This is a genomic window from Pseudomonas sp. SJZ077, assembly GCF_007993905.1.
Taxonomy (GTDB): domain Bacteria; phylum Pseudomonadota; class Gammaproteobacteria; order Pseudomonadales; family Pseudomonadaceae; genus Aquipseudomonas; species Aquipseudomonas mandelii.
In genome coordinates this window covers 1-17776 of record NZ_VIUJ01000021.1, presented here as the reverse complement: position 1 = coordinate 17776, position 17776 = coordinate 1, and the positions used below count along the sequence as shown (strand labels likewise).

The window sequence follows — 17776 nt, the reverse complement described above, 5'->3', positions numbered from 1 at the left end:
GGTTTTGTGAACATGAGCGATAACACTGTTTCTCCGGCCGCCGAAACGCCTGCAGCCAAAACTCCTCGCCGCTGGACGGCCGTTGTGATCGGGCTGTGTCTGGTCGCCGGCGTCGCGGCCGGCTTGGGCTGGTTCATGCACAAACCCAAGGCGCCACCGGCCGAACTGGCCAGCGACAAGCTGGGCATGAGCCGCCCGGACGGTCTGCTCGAAACCCATTCCCTGAGCCAATTGCCCAAAGACTTGCTGGCGGTGCCGTTCCTCAAGGAAACCCTGACCGAGGATTTCGTCTTCTATTACGAAGCGCATGCGGATCGCCTCGGCCTGATCGGCAGTCTGCGGCGGATCATTTACGAACATGACCTGAAGTTGCAGGACAGTTTGATCGAGCAGCTCTTCGATCAACCGGCGGATGTGGCGTTGTGGCGTGGGGCGGACGGCCGGCTGAAAGACTTTTTGTTGGTGATGGATCGCGGTGGGCTGGCCAAGGTGCTGGAGCCGCTGGCGAAAGTGGCGCTGGATGATTCGCAGCTGACCACCGTCGCCACAGTGAAAGTCGGCACCGACGATGTGACGCTTTATCAACTCACTTACAACGCCAGCAAGGCGCTGCTGTTCGCCTCCCATGGCGACAAACTGGTGGTGCTGTCCAACCCGACCAAACTCTACGATTCAGAAGGCGGAGCTTCGGAAGAACCGGGCAGCGTCTCGACCCAGTCCATCGCCGCGTTGCTCAACGGTGACAAACTGTTCCCCGAAGCCTTCGGCCTGCCACCGCGCGCGCCCGAGGTGAAACAACGCCTGTCGGTCAACGCGAGCGTCCTGGCCATGGGTTACCAGCGTTTCATCCCGAATTTCGCCGGCCTGCGCTTCGACATGGACGACAAGGGCTGGCACAGCTTCCTCGCCATGGACGAACTGGACAACCAGCCGGACTTCGATTTCAAACCGATCTGGCAAGCCATGCCAATGGGCGCCAGCGCTTGCGTGGCCCTGCCGCTCGCCGCCGAACAGCAGAAACCGCTGCTGGTGAAACTCGGCGCCGAAGAATCCGTCGCCCAGGCGCTGACCGAACACATGGCCGGGGCCGCCGGGCTGTGCTGGTACGCCGATTCGCGGTTGTACACGCCGTTGCTGGTGGCCAGCCTGAATGACGACGACAGCGCCAAACTCGACGGTGACTTGGGCAACCTGTTCGGCTCGATGGTTGGCGCCTATGAAGGCAACGTCGAAGAACACGCGTTCCCGGTGGTCGAGAAACAGGAAGGCCAAAGCCATCAGTGGCAGCGCCAGGTCAGCTCCAACTTCGGTCCCTACAAAGCCAAGGACGCCGAGAACCCTGACGCGATCACCGGCAAGGCGTTCATGAAAGTCAGCCTGGCGCGTCACGGTTCGACGTTGCTGTTCTCCCTCGATGACAAGCTCGTGGACAAGGCCCTCGGCACCCTCGACAAACGTTTCCCGCCGATGGCTGATGTGGTGCCGAAAGACCTGCTGATGCCGGTCTACTTCGGCCCGGAATCCATGGCGCAACTGATGCAGCAGGAAACCCTCGACAGCCTGCCGCAGGACATGGAGCCGGTGTTCTACAACGCCGCGCAAACCTACTTGATCCCGAAACTGCGCAAGCTTGGCGGCTATGGCAAGTACGCCCTGACTTTGCCCGAAGGCAGCGAGCCTGACGGCCATTGGCAGTGGCTGCCGCTGGAGTGGAAAGCGCTGTGACCGCACTTATCCGAGGCCTCGGCCTGCTGGCGATGTTGCTGGGCAGTCGCGCGTTTGCTGGAGAAGCCGCAGCGCTGGATCCGCAGCAGTCCCAGGTGTTTCGCGCTTGGTTCGTGCGCATCGCCCAGGAGCAGCTGACCCAAGGCCCCAGCCCGCGCTGGTATCAGCAGGACTGCGCCGGACTGGTGCGCTTCGCCGCCAACGAAGCGCTGAAAGTCCATGACGACAAATGGCTGCGCAGCAATGGCCTGAGCAACCGCTACCTGCCGCCGGAGCTGCAATTGAGCGAGGCCCAACGCAGCCTCGCCCAGCAGTGGCAGCAGGGCGGCGGCAAGGTCGGGCCGTACGTCAACGCGATCAAGTTGATTCAGTTCAACAGCCATCTGGTCGGTCGCGATCTGGCGCAAGCCCGACCCGGCGACCTGATGTTTTTCGATCAGGGCGACGACCAGCACCTGATGATCTGGATGGGCCGCTTCATTGCCTATCACACCGGCACCACCACCCCCACTGACAACGGCATGCGTTCCGCGAGCCTGCAGCAACTCATGACATGGAAGGACACCCGATGGATACCCGACGCAGCCAACCCCAACTTCATCGGCGTCTATCGACTGAACTTTCTCTCCCAATGATCGGTGCCCGCATGTTGCGTTTCCTGCCTCTGCTGTTGGTTTTGGTGCTGCCGTTTTCGGCGGTCAACGCCGAAGACACCGTCGAGCCGAGCGGCTACACGCCGGTGGCCGGTGAAAGCTTTTTCCTGCTGGCGGACAGCAGTTTCGCCAGTGACGAACAGGCGATGGTGCGTCTCGAAGCGCCGGGTCGCGATTACCGTCGTTTCCGCATGGAGCCCTATGGCGGCGCCGACATTCGCGTGTACCGCATCGACAAACCGCTGGATTTCCTCAAGCGCCAGAAGAACCTGCACCGCGTGGTCAGCGACGGTCAGTTCAAGGGTGAAGGCCTGTCGAATACGCTCGCGTACCTGTGGGACAACTGGTATCGAAAATCCCGTCGGGTGATGCAGCGGGCGTTTTCCTACGAGTCACGCAAACAAGTCACCGAGGAAGTGCCGGAGCTGAAGATGGGCAGCGCGATTGCCGCGCCCACGCCTTACGACGCTCAGCCGCAATTCGCGCTGATTCCGGGTTTGCCGGTGGTCAGCCAGTTCCGTTATCCGCTGTGGCAAGCCAAACCGATCCAGCCGCCAACCGGTGTGAATCTGGCCGGTTCTTCCAGTGAGTTCGTCAGCGTCGCGCCGGGCAACGTTTACATTCCGCTGGGCAATTTGAAACCCGGTCTGTACCTGGTGGAAGCGCTGATCGGCAAGTACCGTGCGACCACCATGGTGTTCGTTTCCAACACTGTGGCCGTGAGCAAGATTGCCGGTGATGAACTGGTGGTCTGGGCTGCGCGCAAGCACGAAGGCAGTTCGGTGCCGAAGGTCAATGTGCTGTGGACCGATGGCCTCGGCGTGATGAGCAGCGGCGCCACCGATGCCGATGGTTTGCTGCGCCTGAAACACGTCAGCCCCGAGCGTTCGTTCGTGATTGGCGAGGACGAAGAGGGTGGGGTGTTTGTCTCCGAGAACTTCTACTACGACAGCGAAATCTACGACACCAAACTCTATGCCTTCACCGACCGGCCGCTGTATCGGCCGGGGGATTGGGTGTCGCTGAAAATCGTCGGTCGCGAGTTCAAGAACGCCCGGGATTCCGTGGCACCGACCGCTGCCGACGTCAACGTGACCGTACTCGATGCCACCGGCACGGCGCTGCAATCGCTGGCGCTGAAGCTTGACTCCAAGGCTGGCACCCAAGGCCGATTCCAGTTGCCGGATAACGCCGTGGCCGGCGGTTATGAACTGCGTTTCAGCTACAAGGACCAGGCCTACAGCAGCGCTTTCCGCGTAGCCGAATACATCAAGCCGCACTTCGAAATCTCGCTGAACCTGGCCAAGCAGGATTACCGCACCGGCGAACCGGTCAAGGGCAGCCTGGTGCTGCTGTACCCGGACGGCAAACCGGTGGCGAACGCAAAATTGAGCCTGAGCCTGCGCGCCCAGCAACTGTCGATGGTCGACAACGAACTGCAATACCTCGGGCAATTCCCGGTGGAGCTGACCAGCACCGAACTGACCACCGACAGCAAAGGCAACGCGACCCTCGACCTGCCGGCCGCCGAGAAACCGAGCCGTTACATGCTCACCGTGTTTGCCAGCGATGGCGCGGCGTACCGGGTCAAGACCACCAAGGAAATCCTCATCGACCGTGGCGCCGCGAGTTTCCGCTTGAGTGCACCGCAGCGCTTCAGCGCAGTGGGTGACAAGGTTGCGTTCAGCTATTTGAATGAGGGTGGCAGCGAGCAGGCCAAAGCCGTCATGCCGGGCAGCTACAGTTGGGTGCGCCTTGAAGACCAGAGCACTGGCGAAGGCAAACTCGCCGCGACGGATAAAAGCTTCACCTTGGCCTTCGACCGTCCAGGCACCTACAACCTGACGTTGAAGGATGACCATGGCCGGGTCGTCGGCGCCACCGGCCATTCGGTGACCGGCGATGGCGTCAAAGCGGTGCCCGGCACCGTGGAAATCGTTCTCGACAAACCCGAGTACAAGGCGGGCGACGAAGCCTTGGCGCTGATCACTTTCCCTGAGCCCGTCAGCGATGCATTGCTGTCGCTGGAGCGTGACAAGGTCGAGTCCACGGCGTTGCTGTCCAAGGGCGGCGACTGGCTGAAGATGGAAAAACTCAGCGACACCCAATACCGCGCGCGCATCCCGGTGAAGGACACCTTCGCGCCGAACCTGACCTTCTCGGTGCTGTACACCAAGGGTGGTCAGTACAGCTTCCAGAACGCCGGCATCAAGGTGATCGCGCCGCAGATCGACGTCGCCATTGCCACTGATAAAGAGGCATATCAGCCGGGCGATACCGTGTCGGTGGACCTGACTACCCAGTTCGCCGGCAAGCCGATTCCGGCACATCTGACGGTCAGCGTGGTCGATGAAATGGTCTACGCGCTGCAACCGGAAGTCGCGCCGACCATCGACCAATTCTTCTACCACCCACGCCGCAACAACGTGCGTACCAGCGCCAGCTTATCGTTCATCAGCTACGACGTTGCGTTGCCGGGCAGCCCTGGCGCACCGGGTAAAGCCAACCGCAGCGAGCGCGGGGTGAAAGTGCTGGAGCGGCCGCGTCGTGAAGACGTCGACACCGCCGCGTGGGAACCTGAGTTGATCACCGACGCCAACGGCAAAACCCGCTTCACCTTCAAGATGCCGGACTCGCTGACCCGCTGGCGCATCACTGCCCGAGCCATCGCCGATGACGGGCAGGTCGGGCAGAAGAAGCAATTCCTGCGCTCGGAGAAACCGCTGTACCTGAAATGGAGCGGCCCGACCCAATTCCGCAATGGCGACAAACCGGATCTCGGTGTGTTCGCCTTCAGTCAGGCGGAAAAACCGGTCAAGGCCGAGTTGGTGATCCATTACGGCTGCGCCGAACAGCGCGTGCCGGTGACCCTGAACAATGGCATCAACTACATCGCACTGCCGGCGTTCGCGTTGACCTCCGGCGAGTGGACCGCCGAACTGGTGCAGGACGGCAAAACCGCCGACGCCCTCGCCGTGCGCCTGACCGCGACCGGCGAAGGCTGGCAGGTCACGCAAAGCCAAAGCCTGGACGTGGCCAGCGGTGATACGCCGCTGACCTTGCCGGCGGACGCGACGGATATTCGTCTGCGTCTGGATGACAGTCCGCAAGCGCTGTTCCGTTCGGCGCTCGATGATTTGCTGAGCTATCCGTACGGTGGCGTCGAACAAACCGCGAGTCGTTTGCTGCCATTGAGCATTGCGTACCCGGCGTTGTCGTCGAACCCGCAGGTCCGCGATCGCTTGCGCCTGATCATGCAAAACAGCCGTCTGCGCCTGGTGCAAATGGCCGGGCCGTCGGCGAGTTTCACCTGGTGGGGCATGGCCGGCGAGCCGGATGCGTTCCTCACTGCCTACGCCTATTACGCCGACTGGCACGCCAGCAAAGCGCTGGAACTGAGCCTGCCGCCGGAGCATTGGCAGCGGGTGCTGGAGGTGTATTCCAAGCAGGCGAAAAACACGCCGTTGCTGCAGCGGGCGCTGATTCTTTCGTTCGCCAAGCAGATGCAATTGCCGGTCAACACCTTGCTCAGTGGGTTGATGGATGACCTGGCGAAAGCAGGCGAGGGCAGCGCGGCGAATCTGATGGAAGATGGCGAGGACAGCCTTGTCATGAGCGATCCTGATTCGGCGCTTGGCTTGGCGGCTGCTCGTGCGCTGACTGCCTCGTTGGCGAAGCAATCGAAGGTGACTCTGCCGGACGCATTCAATCGTCAACTGCCGGATGCCCAGCAGCGTTTGGCGGTCAGTTCTCAGCCATTTGCCGAAGCCTTGAACCTGTCGCTACAACCCTTCGATCAGGCTCGTGCGCAAGCGTTGTTGCAGCGTTTGCTGCCGCAGCAATCGACCCTGGAACGAGCTCTGGCGCTGACCTGGTTGCAACGCAGCATCGAGCAGGCATCGCCCACCATCGCACTGGCGCCGGGTGAAGGCTGGAAAAAACAACACGGTGCTACCGGTGAAATGTACTGGACGTGGCAGGGCGCTTCACCCGTACCGGCGGTGTTGTCGCTGACCGGGACGCAAGAACGGCCGTTGCGTGCCGCATTGAGCTTCCAGACCAAACAACCACCGGTCGATCCGATGGCCGTGACCATCACCCGTCGCCTGTCGCGCCTGGTGCCGGGTGACGAAGCCTTCACCTTCAAACTGGAAACCGTCGGCACCCAGCCGTTGTCCAGCGACAGCCTGTACCTGGACGAAGTGATCATCACCAGCAAAGCCGCGAAACCGCTGCGCTACGGCATGCTGGAAGTGCCGCTGCCACCGGGCGCCGATGTCGAGCGCACGACGTGGGGCATCAAGCTCATGGGCAAGGCCGGCACCGAGCCGACCGCGCTGGAGAAAGCGCGTTTCGAGCCGGGCCAGATGGCTTATGCGATTCCAGTCGATGCCTTGAGCGGCGAGCTGCGCCTGCGTCATCTGGTGCGCTTCTCGCAGAAAGGCCAATTCAACCTGCCGCCGGTGCGTTTCACTCAGGTCTACGCGCCGCAGCATCAAGCCCAGGAACAGAAACCGGCCCTCGGCCAGGTCACGGTCAACTGACATGACCCGACCGCTGGTCTGGTGGCTGCTGTGTTTGATCCCTGCGCTGGCGACAGCGCAGGAGGAGCCGCTGCGTCTGGGCTTCAAGGGCGAGTTGATTTCGTTAAGCCAGACTCAAGTGATTTCACGTGAGCCATTGCCTGCTGATGTGCAGGCACCGCTCGGCAGTTTGTGGAAGTTGTTTGTGTACGGCTGGCTGGTGGACACCGGCGCTCGTGAGCCCGCTTACGAGTGTCGCGGGCAGTCGAAAGAGGAAGTGTATTGCTGCTCTGCGGGCGGCAGAATTGAGCGCGATCAGGCGTTGGTGAAGTCATGTGGCTTGTACTTTGAGCCTGCGCGGTTGGGTATTTCTGAGGCTGGCTGGCGGGAATATTGGCAAGCACGGCAGGCGCCGGAATGGTTGCTGAACCTGCCTTCGTTGCAGCCTTCTACGCGAGTTTCCGTGGCTGAATTGCTGAAAGTGCTGGCCGTGATGCCGGCGCAGGATCAGGCGCGGCGGGTGTTGCTCGATGTGGTGCTAAGCGCCGCTGACGGCAATGTCGTGGGCGAACTCGGTGGCCGGTTGCGGGTGAAAACCTGGAGCTGGTTGGGCGATCAGGACCCTGCGTCGCGTCAGGGCGGGTTTGCCGGATGGACGGCGGACGGTACGCCGATCTGGGCGGGCGGCCGGGGGACCAGTCAAATGGTCTTGCGTCACTACGGTGGGGTGTTGGCTTCTGTGTTGCCGGTTGAGTGGCCTTTGGATGCGGGACGTTGCGTCGAAGTCGGTCTGTTTTCCCGTTATCCGATCGGGCGTGTTCTTGCGGGGGATCGGGTTGTTTCTTCCGGGCCTCTGCAGGGCGACTATCGCGTCGAATTCGCCAATGGCAATCAACTGGATATCCACAGCGACGGCGAACTGTTTTTGCTGAAGGGCAAACTCGTCGCTCGACTCGACCGTGAAGAATACGTCGCCCGCGTCCTGCAAAGGGAAGCCAAACCCGAACCCATTGAAGCCGCCAAAGCCCTGGCTGTCGCGATCAGAACCTACCTGCTGCAAAACGCCACCCGCCACGGCGACTGCCTGAGCATCGACGACAGCAGCAACCGCCAACGCGTCGCCCCACGCCCGGCCACCGCCGAGTCACGCCACATCGCCGCCTGGACCAGCGACCTCGTCCTCGCCGGCAGCACCGTCACTTACCACTCCGACCAACCCGGCCCGGACAAACTCTCCTGGCAGCACGCCATCGAACAAGCCAACGCCGGCCAGCGCTACGACGCCATCCTGCTGCACGCCTACCCACGCGCCAGCCTCAGCCGCTGGGACAACCCCGTCGCCTCCTGCGAAGCTCTGCCCGCCGCGCAAGACTGGCTACTAAAGCAACGCCGCGGCTGGCGTGCGCAGTTGGAAAGCGAGGTCGGCTACAACGACGTCAGCACTTTCGCCGTCTGCCGCCTGGCCTTCGGCCGCCCCTACGTCGACCGCGAACGCCAGCGCATCTACGTGCGCGGCGTGCTGTCACTGCAAGACCGTCTCGACCTGACCCACGAATACCTGCACCTGGCCTTCGAAGCACACCCCAACGGCCAGGATGAAACCTACATCGAAGGGCTCGCCCGCCACCTCTTGCTGGAATAGGCCATGAAACTCCGTTATCCACAGGTCTTCCTGTTCCTTTGTTCTTTTTGTGTATTGCCCGCAGTTTTTGCGGCTGAGAGTGGTGTGAAACTCAATACGCCCGTTGGTGGCTGGCGCACTGGCGCGTCCGAAGGTGAAGGTGAAAACTTTCGTCAAACCGTTAACTATCCAGCCTCTTCGGTGAACACGCCGGTCGGCCAAGCCAATACCGCCCGTATCACCGGGCAGATCAACGCCACGCCAAAGTCCAGAGAACCTGGGCGGTTGATCGTCAACGGCGTCAGCATGCCGCTGAAGATTGATCCGTCTGGGCGTTTTGATCGACCGTTCTCGTTTCCCAATGGCAGCAACAGCGTTGAAGTTCGCAGCCCTGATGGGCAGCAACGGGCTCGGACGCAATTTCTTAATGTCAGTGGTGGGGCTACGCCGGCCAAGTTGCGCGTGCTGCTGGCGTGGGACAGCGATGGGACGGATCTGGACCTGCACCTCATCACGCCTGATGGCGCCCACATCTGGTACGGCGACCGCGCTGTTCCCAATGGCGCTGCGCTCGATGTCGACGTGACGACGGGATACGGCCCGGAAATCTTCGCCATGCCGGCGCCAATCAAAGGCCAATACCTCGTCTATGTGAATTACTTCGGGGGTGGGTATCGGAGTGATGAACAGGGGCAGGAGGATGCGGTTCAGCCGTTGACGACGGCGCAGGTGACGGTGATTACGGAGGAAGGGACGCCGAATGAGAAGATGGAGACTTTTCTGGTGCCGATGCGGGCGGTGGGGGAGTTGACGTTGGTTAAGGGGTTTAGTTATCCGTGAGGAATAGTGCAGCAGCTTGCTGCACTATTTACTTTTTCCGGGCATTAAAAAGCCGGCTTGTGGCCGGCTTCTCGGGGACTGGCTTGGTTCATTTTTGGTAAACCTCACCAGCCTTCAAAACGTACACCCGGATCTTGCGTCCGGCTGTGGGACTCGGCGAGAAAGTCATCTGCCTTGTCGGTGCGATCAGAGCCGCGGGGCGGGGTGATGCGCAAATGTGGGGCGCAGCATACTGATTTTTTTGGGGAATTCCCAGTGTGGTGTGCGCCTTAGAGCTATTGGAGTTCGGGATTAAGTGACCCGCCCGGAATTTTAGCGTGAATGTTCCGCCCTCACCGCGAGCAGGCTCGCTCCCACATGGATTGCGCAGTGCCTGTGGGAGCGCTCGCGATGAATACGGCGCGGTGCTACAAAAACGGCACCGCCGGCCGCCGTTTGTTCAGGGTCGACCACCAGAACACCCACCCCAACACCCTGATGTTCTGCTTATCAATCTGCTCGGCATTGAAGATTTCATCCGGGTGTTCAGCTTTGTTGTAGCTGCGCAGCCGCAGGGCGTTGCCCGGCATCCGGTGCAGGTATTTGATTCGCAGCATCCCGTCGTGCTCGATGGCATAGATTTCCCCGTCAATCACTTTGGTCAGTCCACGGTCGATGGCGAGTGTCGAGCCGTCCTCAATGCGCTCGCCCATGCCGTTGCCGATCATGTGGACGCAGAAGACATCCGTGTATTTGATTTCCAGGGAGTCGAGGTGAGTTTTGGGCAGGCGGATGAATTGGCCGGGGTCTTCGGCGACGTGGGTTTTACAGGACCCCGGGGCGATGGGGATTTCCTTGAAGAGGGGCAGTTTGACGTCGGAGGGCTCGACCACCGTGTAGATGCCGCGAATGGCCTGGGCGTCGAAGGTGTTGCCGGCCTCGTCGAGAAGGCGCAGGTGTTTGGAGTCTTGTGGGCCTTCACCTGTTTTGAGCCAGTCACTGTTTACCGAGAGTAATCTGGAGACCTCTTCCATGCGGTAGGCGGGCACACCGCGGGTGTACCAGTTATGGATATTTTGCGGCTCCGTGTCGAAGAAAGCGGCAAAACCTGTCGTCGTTATTTTCGCTTTTTCGAGGAGCGCTTTAAACCGTGGGCCGCTAGTGTTCTTTTTCATAAACACGAGTCTACGGCTGCTGCGCCGGGCTTTGAATAAACGAGCCGTTCAAATTTCGAGGGAAATTTACGACCGGATGTAAGACGTATTTGGAACAAATTAAACAAGAAAAAACGTAGCGTTCTGAAATTAAACGTAGCGTTTAAAAGGCCCTTAATAGGCGCCCACAAAAAACCCCGGATCAACCGGGGTTTTTTCAAGTCGTCACAGGCGCGAGGCCAGCAGCGTCTCAGCCTTTGTAGGCTGCAACCGACTTGGTGATGGCGTCGCGAGCGGCATCTGCACCGGCCCAGCCTTCGATTTTCACCCATTTGCCTTTTTCGAGATCTTTGTAGTTCGCGAAGAAGTGCTCGATCTGCTGAATCAGCAGGGGTGGCAGGTCGGTGTATTCCTTCACGTCGACGTACAGCTGGGACAGCTTGTCGTGTGGGACTGCGATGACTTTGGCATCGCCGCCGCCGTCGTCGGTCATGTTCAGGATGCCGACCGGACGAGCGCGGATCACCGAGCCTGGCGCTACCGGGTAAGGGGTAACGACCAGCACGTCGAGGGGGTCACCGTCGTCGGCAAGTGTGTTCGGGATGTAACCGTAGTTGGCCGGGTAGAACATCGGGGTGGCCATGAAACGGTCAACGAACAGGCAATCGCTGTCTTTGTCGATTTCGTACTTGATCGGCGCGTGGTTGGCCGGGATCTCGATCGCGACGTAGATGTCGTTCGGCAGGTCTTTGCCAGCCGGAATCTTGCTGTAGCTCATTGGGCGGTGCCCCCGTTAGTTGACCAAAAACACTTGGCCGGATTGACCAAAAAGTGGCGGCGATTATAGGCATATTCCGCCACCGTTGCTATGTGCCAGAGGTCGTGTAGACCCGAGTGCCCAGCCTCACCGATACTGTTGCTTTTTGACGGCGTCCGTTGCGGTCATGCTGCGTTGCCGCTCCTCGCCATAGCCAGCTATGACTCGTCGCGGCGCCTTGCCTGACCACAACGACCACTCGTCAAAAGAGCAACGTATCGGTGAGGCTGGGCACTAGTCGTGTGCCTGATAGACCGGGTTCTCGGCCAGAAGTTGCCGTAGCCGGGCCAGTGGGTCCTGGCGGTAAAACAGCTTCAGTTGCTCATAGACCTGAGAATACGCCTCGTGCAGCAAATCCGGAGCGCTGAAAAAGTATTCGCTGGTGACGGCGAAGAATTCGGCGGGGTTTTCCGCCGCATAGGGATCGATGGCCGTATCGGCGTCCGGATTGCGGTCAAGGTGCCGATTGAGGTCGTCGTAGGCGTGTTGCATGACCTTGGCCCACTCGCTGACCCGCATGTCGGGGTGCAGCGGCGGCAAGCCGTTGGCGTCGCCGTTGAGCATGTCGAGTTTGTGCGCGAGCTCGTGGATCACCAGGTTGTAGCCTTCCCAGCCGCCGCTGGCCATCACGCCGGGCCAGGCAAGGATGATCGGGCCTTGCTGCCAGGCTTCGCCGCTGTGTTCGCCGTCCCACTCGTGTTCGACACCGCTGGCATCGCGATGCCGTTGGGGGCTGAGGAAGTCGTCGGGGTAGAGGACGATTTCGTGGAAACCCTGATACCAGTTCAGATCGCCCAGGTGCAGCAGTGGCAGTTGCGCTTGAGCGGCGAGCAACAGGCGTTGTTCCTGATGGAGTTCGACGCCGGGCAGGGCGGTCAGGTGTTTATCTTCCAGGAACAGCACGCAGGCTTCACGCAGCCATTGGTCTTCGGCGGCGCTGATGCCGTCAAGAAAACTCAAGTGATGGCGCACCCGCTGCCACACGTCGTCGGCAATCGGGTGTCTGGCCAGGATGCGCCGGCGACGCCAGGCGCTCAGGGACCACATCGCGAGTCAGCGCGATTGGGTTTTGGACGCGGCGTTGCCGAAACGGCTGCGGACCACGCCGATGATCATCGGTACCAGCGACAGCAGGATGATGGCCACCACCAGCAGCGAAAGGTTTTTCTTGATGAACGGCACGTTGCCGAAGAAGTAACCCAGGGTCACCAGACCGCCGACCCACAGAATGGTGCCGAGCACACTGAAGGCAAAGAAACGCGGGTAAGGCATTTTGGCGACGCCGGCGACGAACGGTGCAAAGGTGCGGATGATCGGCAGGAAGCGCGCCAGGGTCACGGTCTTGCCACCGTGCTTGTCATAGAAATCGTGGGTCTGTTGCAGGTAGTCGCGACGGAAGATTTTCGAGTTCGGGTTGCTGAACAGGCGTTCGCCCGCTGTTCGGCCGATGACATAGTTGGTGCTGTCACCGAGGATCGCTGCGAGCATCAGCAAACCGCCCAGCAACACCGGGTCCATGCCGCCGCCAGCCGCAACGGCGCCCGCGATGAACAGCAGGGAATCGCCCGGCAGGAAGGGCATCACCACCAGACCGGTTTCGCAGAAGATCACCAGAAACAGGATGGCGTAGATCCATGGCCCGTAGTTGTTCACCAGCAAATCGAGGTAAACATCGAGATGCAGGATAAGGTCGATCGGGTTGAAATCCATGGAGGGGCACCTGTGGTGACGGCCGGACTCAGCAGGCCTGTGCGGATGACTTCGCGAAAGCCTACAGACGAGTGTAGTTTTTCTTACAAGCCGAAAAGGCCGGCATTATACGGGCTGAGTGGTGAAACGCGCGTCGAGATTGTAGCGGGGGATGTCTATGGCGCGGCCGGAAGTCTGGTGACAATAAATAACCCTTTCTGTGATGAACGAGCGCGCTCCCTCATCACAGAAGTCAGGATCAGAGCTCGTCGCTGATCGGCAATACGTAGTTCTTGAACTCGGTGTCTTCCTTGAACCCGATGGATTCGTAGGTTTTCTGCGCCACTTCGTTGTTGCTGCTGGTGGAAACGCGCATGCGCACGGCATTGGTTTCCTTGGCCATTTTCTTCGCGGTGCGAATCAGGTTGTCGGCCACCAACTGACGGCGGGCGTCTTCGGCGACATAGATGTCGTTGAGGATCCACACGCGCTTGAGCGAAAGGGATGAAAAGCTCGGGTACAACTGACAGAAACCCATCAGCTTGTCTTTGTCATCGGCCAGCGCCAGATAGATCACCGATTCCTTGCGGCGCAGACGTTTTTCAAGGAATGCCCGGGAGGAGTCTGGATAAGCCAAGGAGCCATAAAACTCGCGATATTTGACGAACAACGGGGTCAGCAGGTCCAGGTGTTCGAGGGTCGCTTGAATAATCCGCATCGATAGGTCTCGTCTTCAAGTGGCTGTCTTCACGTGCTCTGACGGCGAACGGTTCTTCACTCGGGCAGCCGTGCATCGATCCTGCCTGAAACCGGAACAGAAACGCAATGCGGAAACGGTTCAGGCATTCGGCGGGCTCAGTAGGAAATTACCTTTCATGTCCGCACCTGCGTCCGACTCCAGCGTCTGAACCTGGGCTTCATCCTTCAGATTGACCCCCGACAGCTGGCGGCGGCAAGCCTCGCGCATCAGGTACAGCAAGCGGTGTGCGGCCATTGCGTAGCTCAGGCCCTCGAGCCGGACATTGGAGATGCAATTGCGGTAGGCGTCCGTCAGCCCGACCTTTGGATTGTAGGTGAAATATAAACCCAGGCTGTCCGGCGAACTGAGACCCGGGCGTTCACCGATCAGGATCACCACCATTTTTGCGCCGAGCAGTTCGCCAATCTCGTCGGCCACCGCGACCCGCCCTTGCTCCACCAGCACCACCGGTGAAACGGACCAGCCTTCAGCCTCGATTTGCTCCTGCATCCGCGCCAGAAACGGCAAGGTATGGCGATGAACGGCCAGCGCCGACAAGCCATCGGCGACCACGATCACCAGATCCACGCCACCCGGGTTCGCCTGCGCGTATTCACGCAGGGTCTGCGCCGATTCATCGCTCAACTTTCGCCCCAGATCAGGGCGCTGCAAGTAAGTGTCCCGGTTCGTGGCGGCGCTGTGCAGCAGCAAACTCTCGCGCCCGACCTCGGCCAGTTGCGAGCTGAGCCCGGCATGATCGAACGGCAAGTGCACCGCGTCCCGGGCTTGTGCGTGGGCGTACTGGAAATCCAGTTGCGCGCTGGTCGGCATGCTGGTGCCGGTGCGGCCCAGGGCAATCCGCGCCGGGGTCAGGCGACGCAGTTCCAGCAACGGATTCTCTGGGTCAACAGGTGGTTTATCCATTTCAACGCTCATCCCAATTGCGCCATGGCTTGACGGAAGGCCGGCGGCAGGCTGTCGCCGAAGTGAATCTTGCCATCCGCCTGGGTCAGGATGCCCATTCTCGCCAGCCATTGTTCGAACTCCGGCGCCGGTTTCAGGCCCAGGGTCTGGCGGGCGTAAAGGGCGTCGTGGAACGAGGTGGTCTGGTAGTTGAGCATGATGTCATCGGAGCCGGGGATGCCCATGATGAAGTTGATCCCGGCGACGCCCAGCAGGGTCAGCAACGTGTCCATGTCGTCCTGATCGGCTTCGGCGTGGTTGGTGTAGCAGATGTCGCAGCCCATCGGTACGCCGAGCAGCTTGCCGCAGAAGTGATCTTCAAGGCCGGCGCGGATGATCTGTTTACCGTTGTAGAGGTATTCCGGGCCGATGAATCCTACGACGGTGTTGACCAAAAACGGCTTGAAATGACGCGCCACAGCGTAGGCACGGGTCTCGCAGGTCTGTTGATCGATGCCGTGGTGGGCGTTGGCTGACAGGGCACTGCCCTGGCCGGTCTCGAAATACATCAGGTTCTGGCCCAGGGTGCCGCGATTCAAGCTCAGTCCGGCGTCGTAACCTTCCTGCAGGACATTCAGGTTGATGCCGAAACTGGCGTTGGCCGCTTCGGTGCCGGCGATCGACTGGAACACCAGGTCCAGCGGAACCCCGCGATTGATCGCCTCGATGGAGGTGGTGACGTGGGTCAGCACACAGGCCTGGGTCGGGATTTCGTAGCGCTGAATGATTGCGTCGAGCATTTCCAGCATGGCGCAGATCGACGCGATGCTGTCGGTGGCCGGATTGATGCCGATCATCGCGTCCCCGTTTCCATACAGCAGGCCGTCGAGAATGCTCGCCGCAATGCCGGCCGGTTCGTCGGTGGGGTGGTTGGGTTGCAGGCGCGTGGATAAACGCCCGCGCAAGCCCATCGTGCCGCGGAATTTCGTGACCACGCGAATCTTTTGCGCCACCAGCACCAGATCCTGCACACGCATGATCTTCGAGACAGCGGCGACCATCTCCGGGGTCAGCCCGGGCGCCAAGGCGCGCAGGCTCTGTTCGTCGGCCGCGTCGCTCAGCAGCCAGTCGCGGAAGCCGCCGACGGTGAGGTGGCTGACGGCCATGAACGCATGTTTGTCGTGAGTGTCGATGATCAGTCGGGTGACCTCATCAGCCTCATAGGGAATCAGTACTTCCTGCAGGAAGTGAGTCAGCGGAATGTCAGCCAGGGCCATTTGCGCCGCTACGCGCTCGCCATCGTTGAGGGCGGCGACGCCGGCCAGAAAATCCCCGGAGCGCGCCGGACTGGCCTTAGCCATGACGTCCTTGAGGCTATCGAAACGGAAGGTCAGGGCGCCGACCGAGTGAGCAAAACTTGCCATACAGATTCTCCGTGACGGCGCAGACAGGGCCTGCGCCGTAATTTCTGGCCGTTAGTGCAGGGCTTTTTCAGCGTTCTGAATGGCCGCGAATTCTTCTTCGGGCGTGCCTGCTACCAAGTGATGCCGACTGTAGAAAGCAAAGTAAGCAATTAACACTCCATAGATGATCGCAGCGCCAATCACCACGCGTGGGTCTACCAGAAAACCCGCTACTACGGCGATGCAAGCCAGCACCAACGCTACACCGGAGGTGAAAATACCGCCGGGCGTGCGATAGGGCCGATCCATTTTGGGGCGTCGAATGCGCAGTGTGATGTGCGCCGCCATCATCAGGACGTAGGAAATGGTCGCACCGAACACCGCTACCAGAATCAGCAAGTCACCCTGACCGGTCAGTGACAAGCCGAATCCGATGATGCCGGGGATAATCAGAGCCAGTACGGGCGCCTTGCTCTTGTTGGTTTCTGACAGTTTGCGCGGCAGGTAGCCGGCGCGGGACAGCGCGAAGATCTGTCGCGAATAGGCGTAGATGATCGAGAAGAAACTGGCAATCAGCCCGGCCAGGCCCACCAGATTGACGAAGTGGCCCATCCAGGTCGAGCCGCCATAGGCCTTGCTCAATGCTTCGACCAACGGATTGCCCGAGGTCAGCAGTGCATTGGCGCCCGCACCGCCCGGGCCTATGACCAGAATCAGCAGGGCAAAGCTCACCAGCACCAGCATGGCGCCGATCAAGCCGCGGGGCAGGTCGCGTTTCGGGTTTTTGGTTTCTTCTGCTGCCAACGGCACGCCTTCGACAGCGAGGAAGAACCAGATCGCGTAAGGAATTGCCGCCCACACGCCGACGTAGCCGAAAGGCAGGAAGCTGCTGGCGCCCTTGGCGTCAGTCACCGGGATGTCGAGGAGATTGGCGACGTCGAAGTGCGGCACCATCGACACCAGGAACACGCCCAATGCCAGCGCGGCGATGGCGGTGATAACGAACATCAGTTTCAGGGCTTCGCCGACCCCGAAAATGTGAATGGCGATAAAGATGATGTAGAACGCCAGGTAAATCATCCAGCCACCAATGCCGAACAGTGACTCGCAATAGGCGCCGATAAACACCGCGATCGCCGCCGGAGCGATGGCGTATTCGATCAGGATCGCGGTGCCGGTCAGAAAACCGCCCCACGGTCCGAATGCGCTACGGGCAAAACCATAGCCGCCACCCGCGGTAGGGATCATCGACGACAGTTCCGCCAAGGAGAAGCACATGCACAGGTACATGGTCGCCATCAGTAACGTGGCGAGAAACATGCCGCCCCAGCCACCCTGGGCCAGGCCGAAGTTCCAACCCGCGTAATCGCCGGAGATGACGTAGGCCACGCCCAGACCCACCAGCAGGACCCAGCCTGCTGCACCTTTTTTCAGTTCCCGTTGTTGGAAATAGTCGGAGCCGACTTTTTCAAAGTCGACCGAGGAGGTAGCCGGCTGCACGCTGGCTTGATCGCTAGGCATAGGTTTCACCTGTTCTTATTGTTTTTGACCGGCGTGGTTGCCGGGTGGGAGCGAAGGCCCAATGTGCAGGCAAGCCCACTCCCACAAGGAGAGTGGCTTACCTGCGACAGTCGGTTTAGAAGAAGCCCAACGGATTGATGTCGTAGCTCACCAGCAGGTTTTTGGTCTGCTGATAGTGATCGAGCATCATCTTGTGGGTTTCACGGCCG

14 protein-coding genes are annotated in these 17776 nt (G+C 60.4%); 5 read left to right on the top strand and 9 right to left on the bottom strand.

All coding sequences use genetic code 11. The features are described 5' to 3' along the window. Nucleotides 1-12: 12 nt before the first annotated feature. The 5 genes from FBY01_RS25370 to FBY01_RS25350 are packed head-to-tail and all read left to right on the top strand — an operon-like array spanning nucleotide 13 to nucleotide 9362. On the top strand, nucleotides 13-1725 hold the full coding sequence (locus FBY01_RS25370; protein WP_178113296.1) for a DUF2138 domain-containing protein: 1713 nt from the start codon (nucleotides 13-15) through the stop codon (nucleotides 1723-1725). A gap of 32 nt (nucleotides 1726-1757) precedes the next feature. Further along, nucleotides 1758-2360 (top strand): DUF1175 domain-containing protein, encoded by a 603-nt coding sequence (locus FBY01_RS25365; RefSeq protein WP_186353740.1) that lies wholly within the window; start codon nucleotides 1758-1760, stop codon nucleotides 2358-2360. Next, a complete protein-coding gene (locus FBY01_RS25360) occupies nucleotides 2357-6922 on the top strand; it encodes an alpha-2-macroglobulin (protein WP_145309994.1) in 4566 nt (1521 codons plus the stop codon). Before FBY01_RS25365 ends, FBY01_RS25360 begins: the two co-directional genes overlap by 4 nt. Before the next feature lies 1 nt (nucleotide 6923). Then, complete coding sequence (locus tag FBY01_RS25355; RefSeq protein WP_145309992.1) at nucleotides 6924-8543, top strand: DUF2300 domain-containing protein; 1620 nt, start codon at nucleotides 6924-6926, stop codon at nucleotides 8541-8543. Between the two features lie 3 nt (nucleotides 8544-8546). Then, nucleotides 8547-9362 (top strand): YfaP family protein, encoded by an 816-nt coding sequence (locus FBY01_RS25350; RefSeq protein WP_145309990.1) that lies wholly within the window; start codon nucleotides 8547-8549, stop codon nucleotides 9360-9362. Nucleotides 9363-9769: 407 nt separating this feature from the next. Here the strand turns inward: FBY01_RS25350 and FBY01_RS25345 are convergent, their stop codons facing one another. The 9 genes from FBY01_RS25345 to FBY01_RS31970 form a co-directional block, all read right to left on the bottom strand. Continuing rightward, nucleotides 9770-10516 (bottom strand): S24 family peptidase, encoded by a 747-nt coding sequence (locus FBY01_RS25345; protein ID WP_145310048.1) that lies wholly within the window; start codon nucleotides 10514-10516, stop codon nucleotides 9770-9772. 229 nt (nucleotides 10517-10745) lie between these two features. Next, nucleotides 10746-11273: an inorganic diphosphatase gene (ppa, locus tag FBY01_RS25340; protein ID WP_008052339.1), complete on the bottom strand. Its 528-nt coding sequence runs from the start codon at nucleotides 11271-11273 to the stop codon at nucleotides 10746-10748. A gap of 273 nt (nucleotides 11274-11546) precedes the next feature. Then, nucleotides 11547-12359 (bottom strand): zinc-dependent peptidase, encoded by an 813-nt coding sequence (locus tag FBY01_RS25330; RefSeq protein ID WP_145309988.1) that lies wholly within the window; start codon nucleotides 12357-12359, stop codon nucleotides 11547-11549. Nucleotides 12360-12365: 6 nt separating this feature from the next. After that, nucleotides 12366-13022: a DedA family protein gene (locus tag FBY01_RS25325; RefSeq protein ID WP_010467341.1), complete on the bottom strand. Its 657-nt coding sequence runs from the start codon at nucleotides 13020-13022 to the stop codon at nucleotides 12366-12368. Nucleotides 13023-13260: 238 nt separating this feature from the next. Beyond that, nucleotides 13261-13719 carry an N-acetyltransferase gene (locus FBY01_RS25320; protein WP_010467342.1) on the bottom strand — a complete coding sequence of 153 codons (459 nt, stop codon included), beginning with the start codon at nucleotides 13717-13719 and terminating at the stop codon, nucleotides 13261-13263. Nucleotides 13720-13839: 120 nt separating this feature from the next. Continuing rightward, on the bottom strand, nucleotides 13840-14664 hold the full coding sequence (eutC, locus tag FBY01_RS25315; RefSeq protein WP_178113294.1) for an ethanolamine ammonia-lyase subunit EutC: 825 nt from the start codon (nucleotides 14662-14664) through the stop codon (nucleotides 13840-13842). 8 nt (nucleotides 14665-14672) lie between these two features. Beyond that, complete coding sequence (locus FBY01_RS25310) at nucleotides 14673-16067, bottom strand: ethanolamine ammonia-lyase subunit EutB (RefSeq protein ID WP_010467344.1); 1395 nt, start codon at nucleotides 16065-16067, stop codon at nucleotides 14673-14675. 51 nt (nucleotides 16068-16118) lie between these two features. After that, complete coding sequence (gene eat, locus FBY01_RS25305; RefSeq protein WP_077749222.1) at nucleotides 16119-17567, bottom strand: ethanolamine permease; 1449 nt, start codon at nucleotides 17565-17567, stop codon at nucleotides 16119-16121. A gap of 115 nt (nucleotides 17568-17682) precedes the next feature. After that, the coding region (locus FBY01_RS31970; RefSeq protein ID WP_230393244.1) for a hypothetical protein at nucleotides 17683-17776 on the bottom strand (94 nt) is incomplete at its 5' end.

Coding starts and splice junctions, on each gene's coding strand:
- FBY01_RS25350 (WP_145309990.1), top strand. CDS start 8,547: ATGAAACTCCGTTATCCACAGGTCTTCCTGTTCCTTTGTTCTTTTTGT.
- FBY01_RS25310 (WP_010467344.1), bottom strand. CDS start 16,067: ATGGCAAGTTTTGCTCACTCGGTCGGCGCCCTGACCTTCCGTTTCGAT.
- FBY01_RS25345 (WP_145310048.1), bottom strand. CDS start 10,516: ATGAAAAAGAACACTAGCGGCCCACGGTTTAAAGCGCTCCTCGAAAAA.
- FBY01_RS25330 (WP_145309988.1), bottom strand. CDS start 12,359: ATGTGGTCCCTGAGCGCCTGGCGTCGCCGGCGCATCCTGGCCAGACAC.
- FBY01_RS25355 (WP_145309992.1), top strand. CDS start 6,924: ATGACCCGACCGCTGGTCTGGTGGCTGCTGTGTTTGATCCCTGCGCTG.
- FBY01_RS25360 (WP_145309994.1), top strand. CDS start 2,357: ATGATCGGTGCCCGCATGTTGCGTTTCCTGCCTCTGCTGTTGGTTTTG.
- FBY01_RS25370 (WP_178113296.1), top strand. CDS start 13: ATGAGCGATAACACTGTTTCTCCGGCCGCCGAAACGCCTGCAGCCAAA.
- FBY01_RS25325 (WP_010467341.1), bottom strand. CDS start 13,022: ATGGATTTCAACCCGATCGACCTTATCCTGCATCTCGATGTTTACCTC.
- eat (WP_077749222.1), bottom strand. CDS start 17,567: ATGCCTAGCGATCAAGCCAGCGTGCAGCCGGCTACCTCCTCGGTCGAC.
- eutC (WP_178113294.1), bottom strand. CDS start 14,664: ATGGATAAACCACCTGTTGACCCAGAGAATCCGTTGCTGGAACTGCGT.
- FBY01_RS25365 (WP_186353740.1), top strand. CDS start 1,758: ATGTTGCTGGGCAGTCGCGCGTTTGCTGGAGAAGCCGCAGCGCTGGAT.
- ppa (WP_008052339.1), bottom strand. CDS start 11,273: ATGAGCTACAGCAAGATTCCGGCTGGCAAAGACCTGCCGAACGACATC.
- FBY01_RS25320 (WP_010467342.1), bottom strand. CDS start 13,719: ATGCGGATTATTCAAGCGACCCTCGAACACCTGGACCTGCTGACCCCG.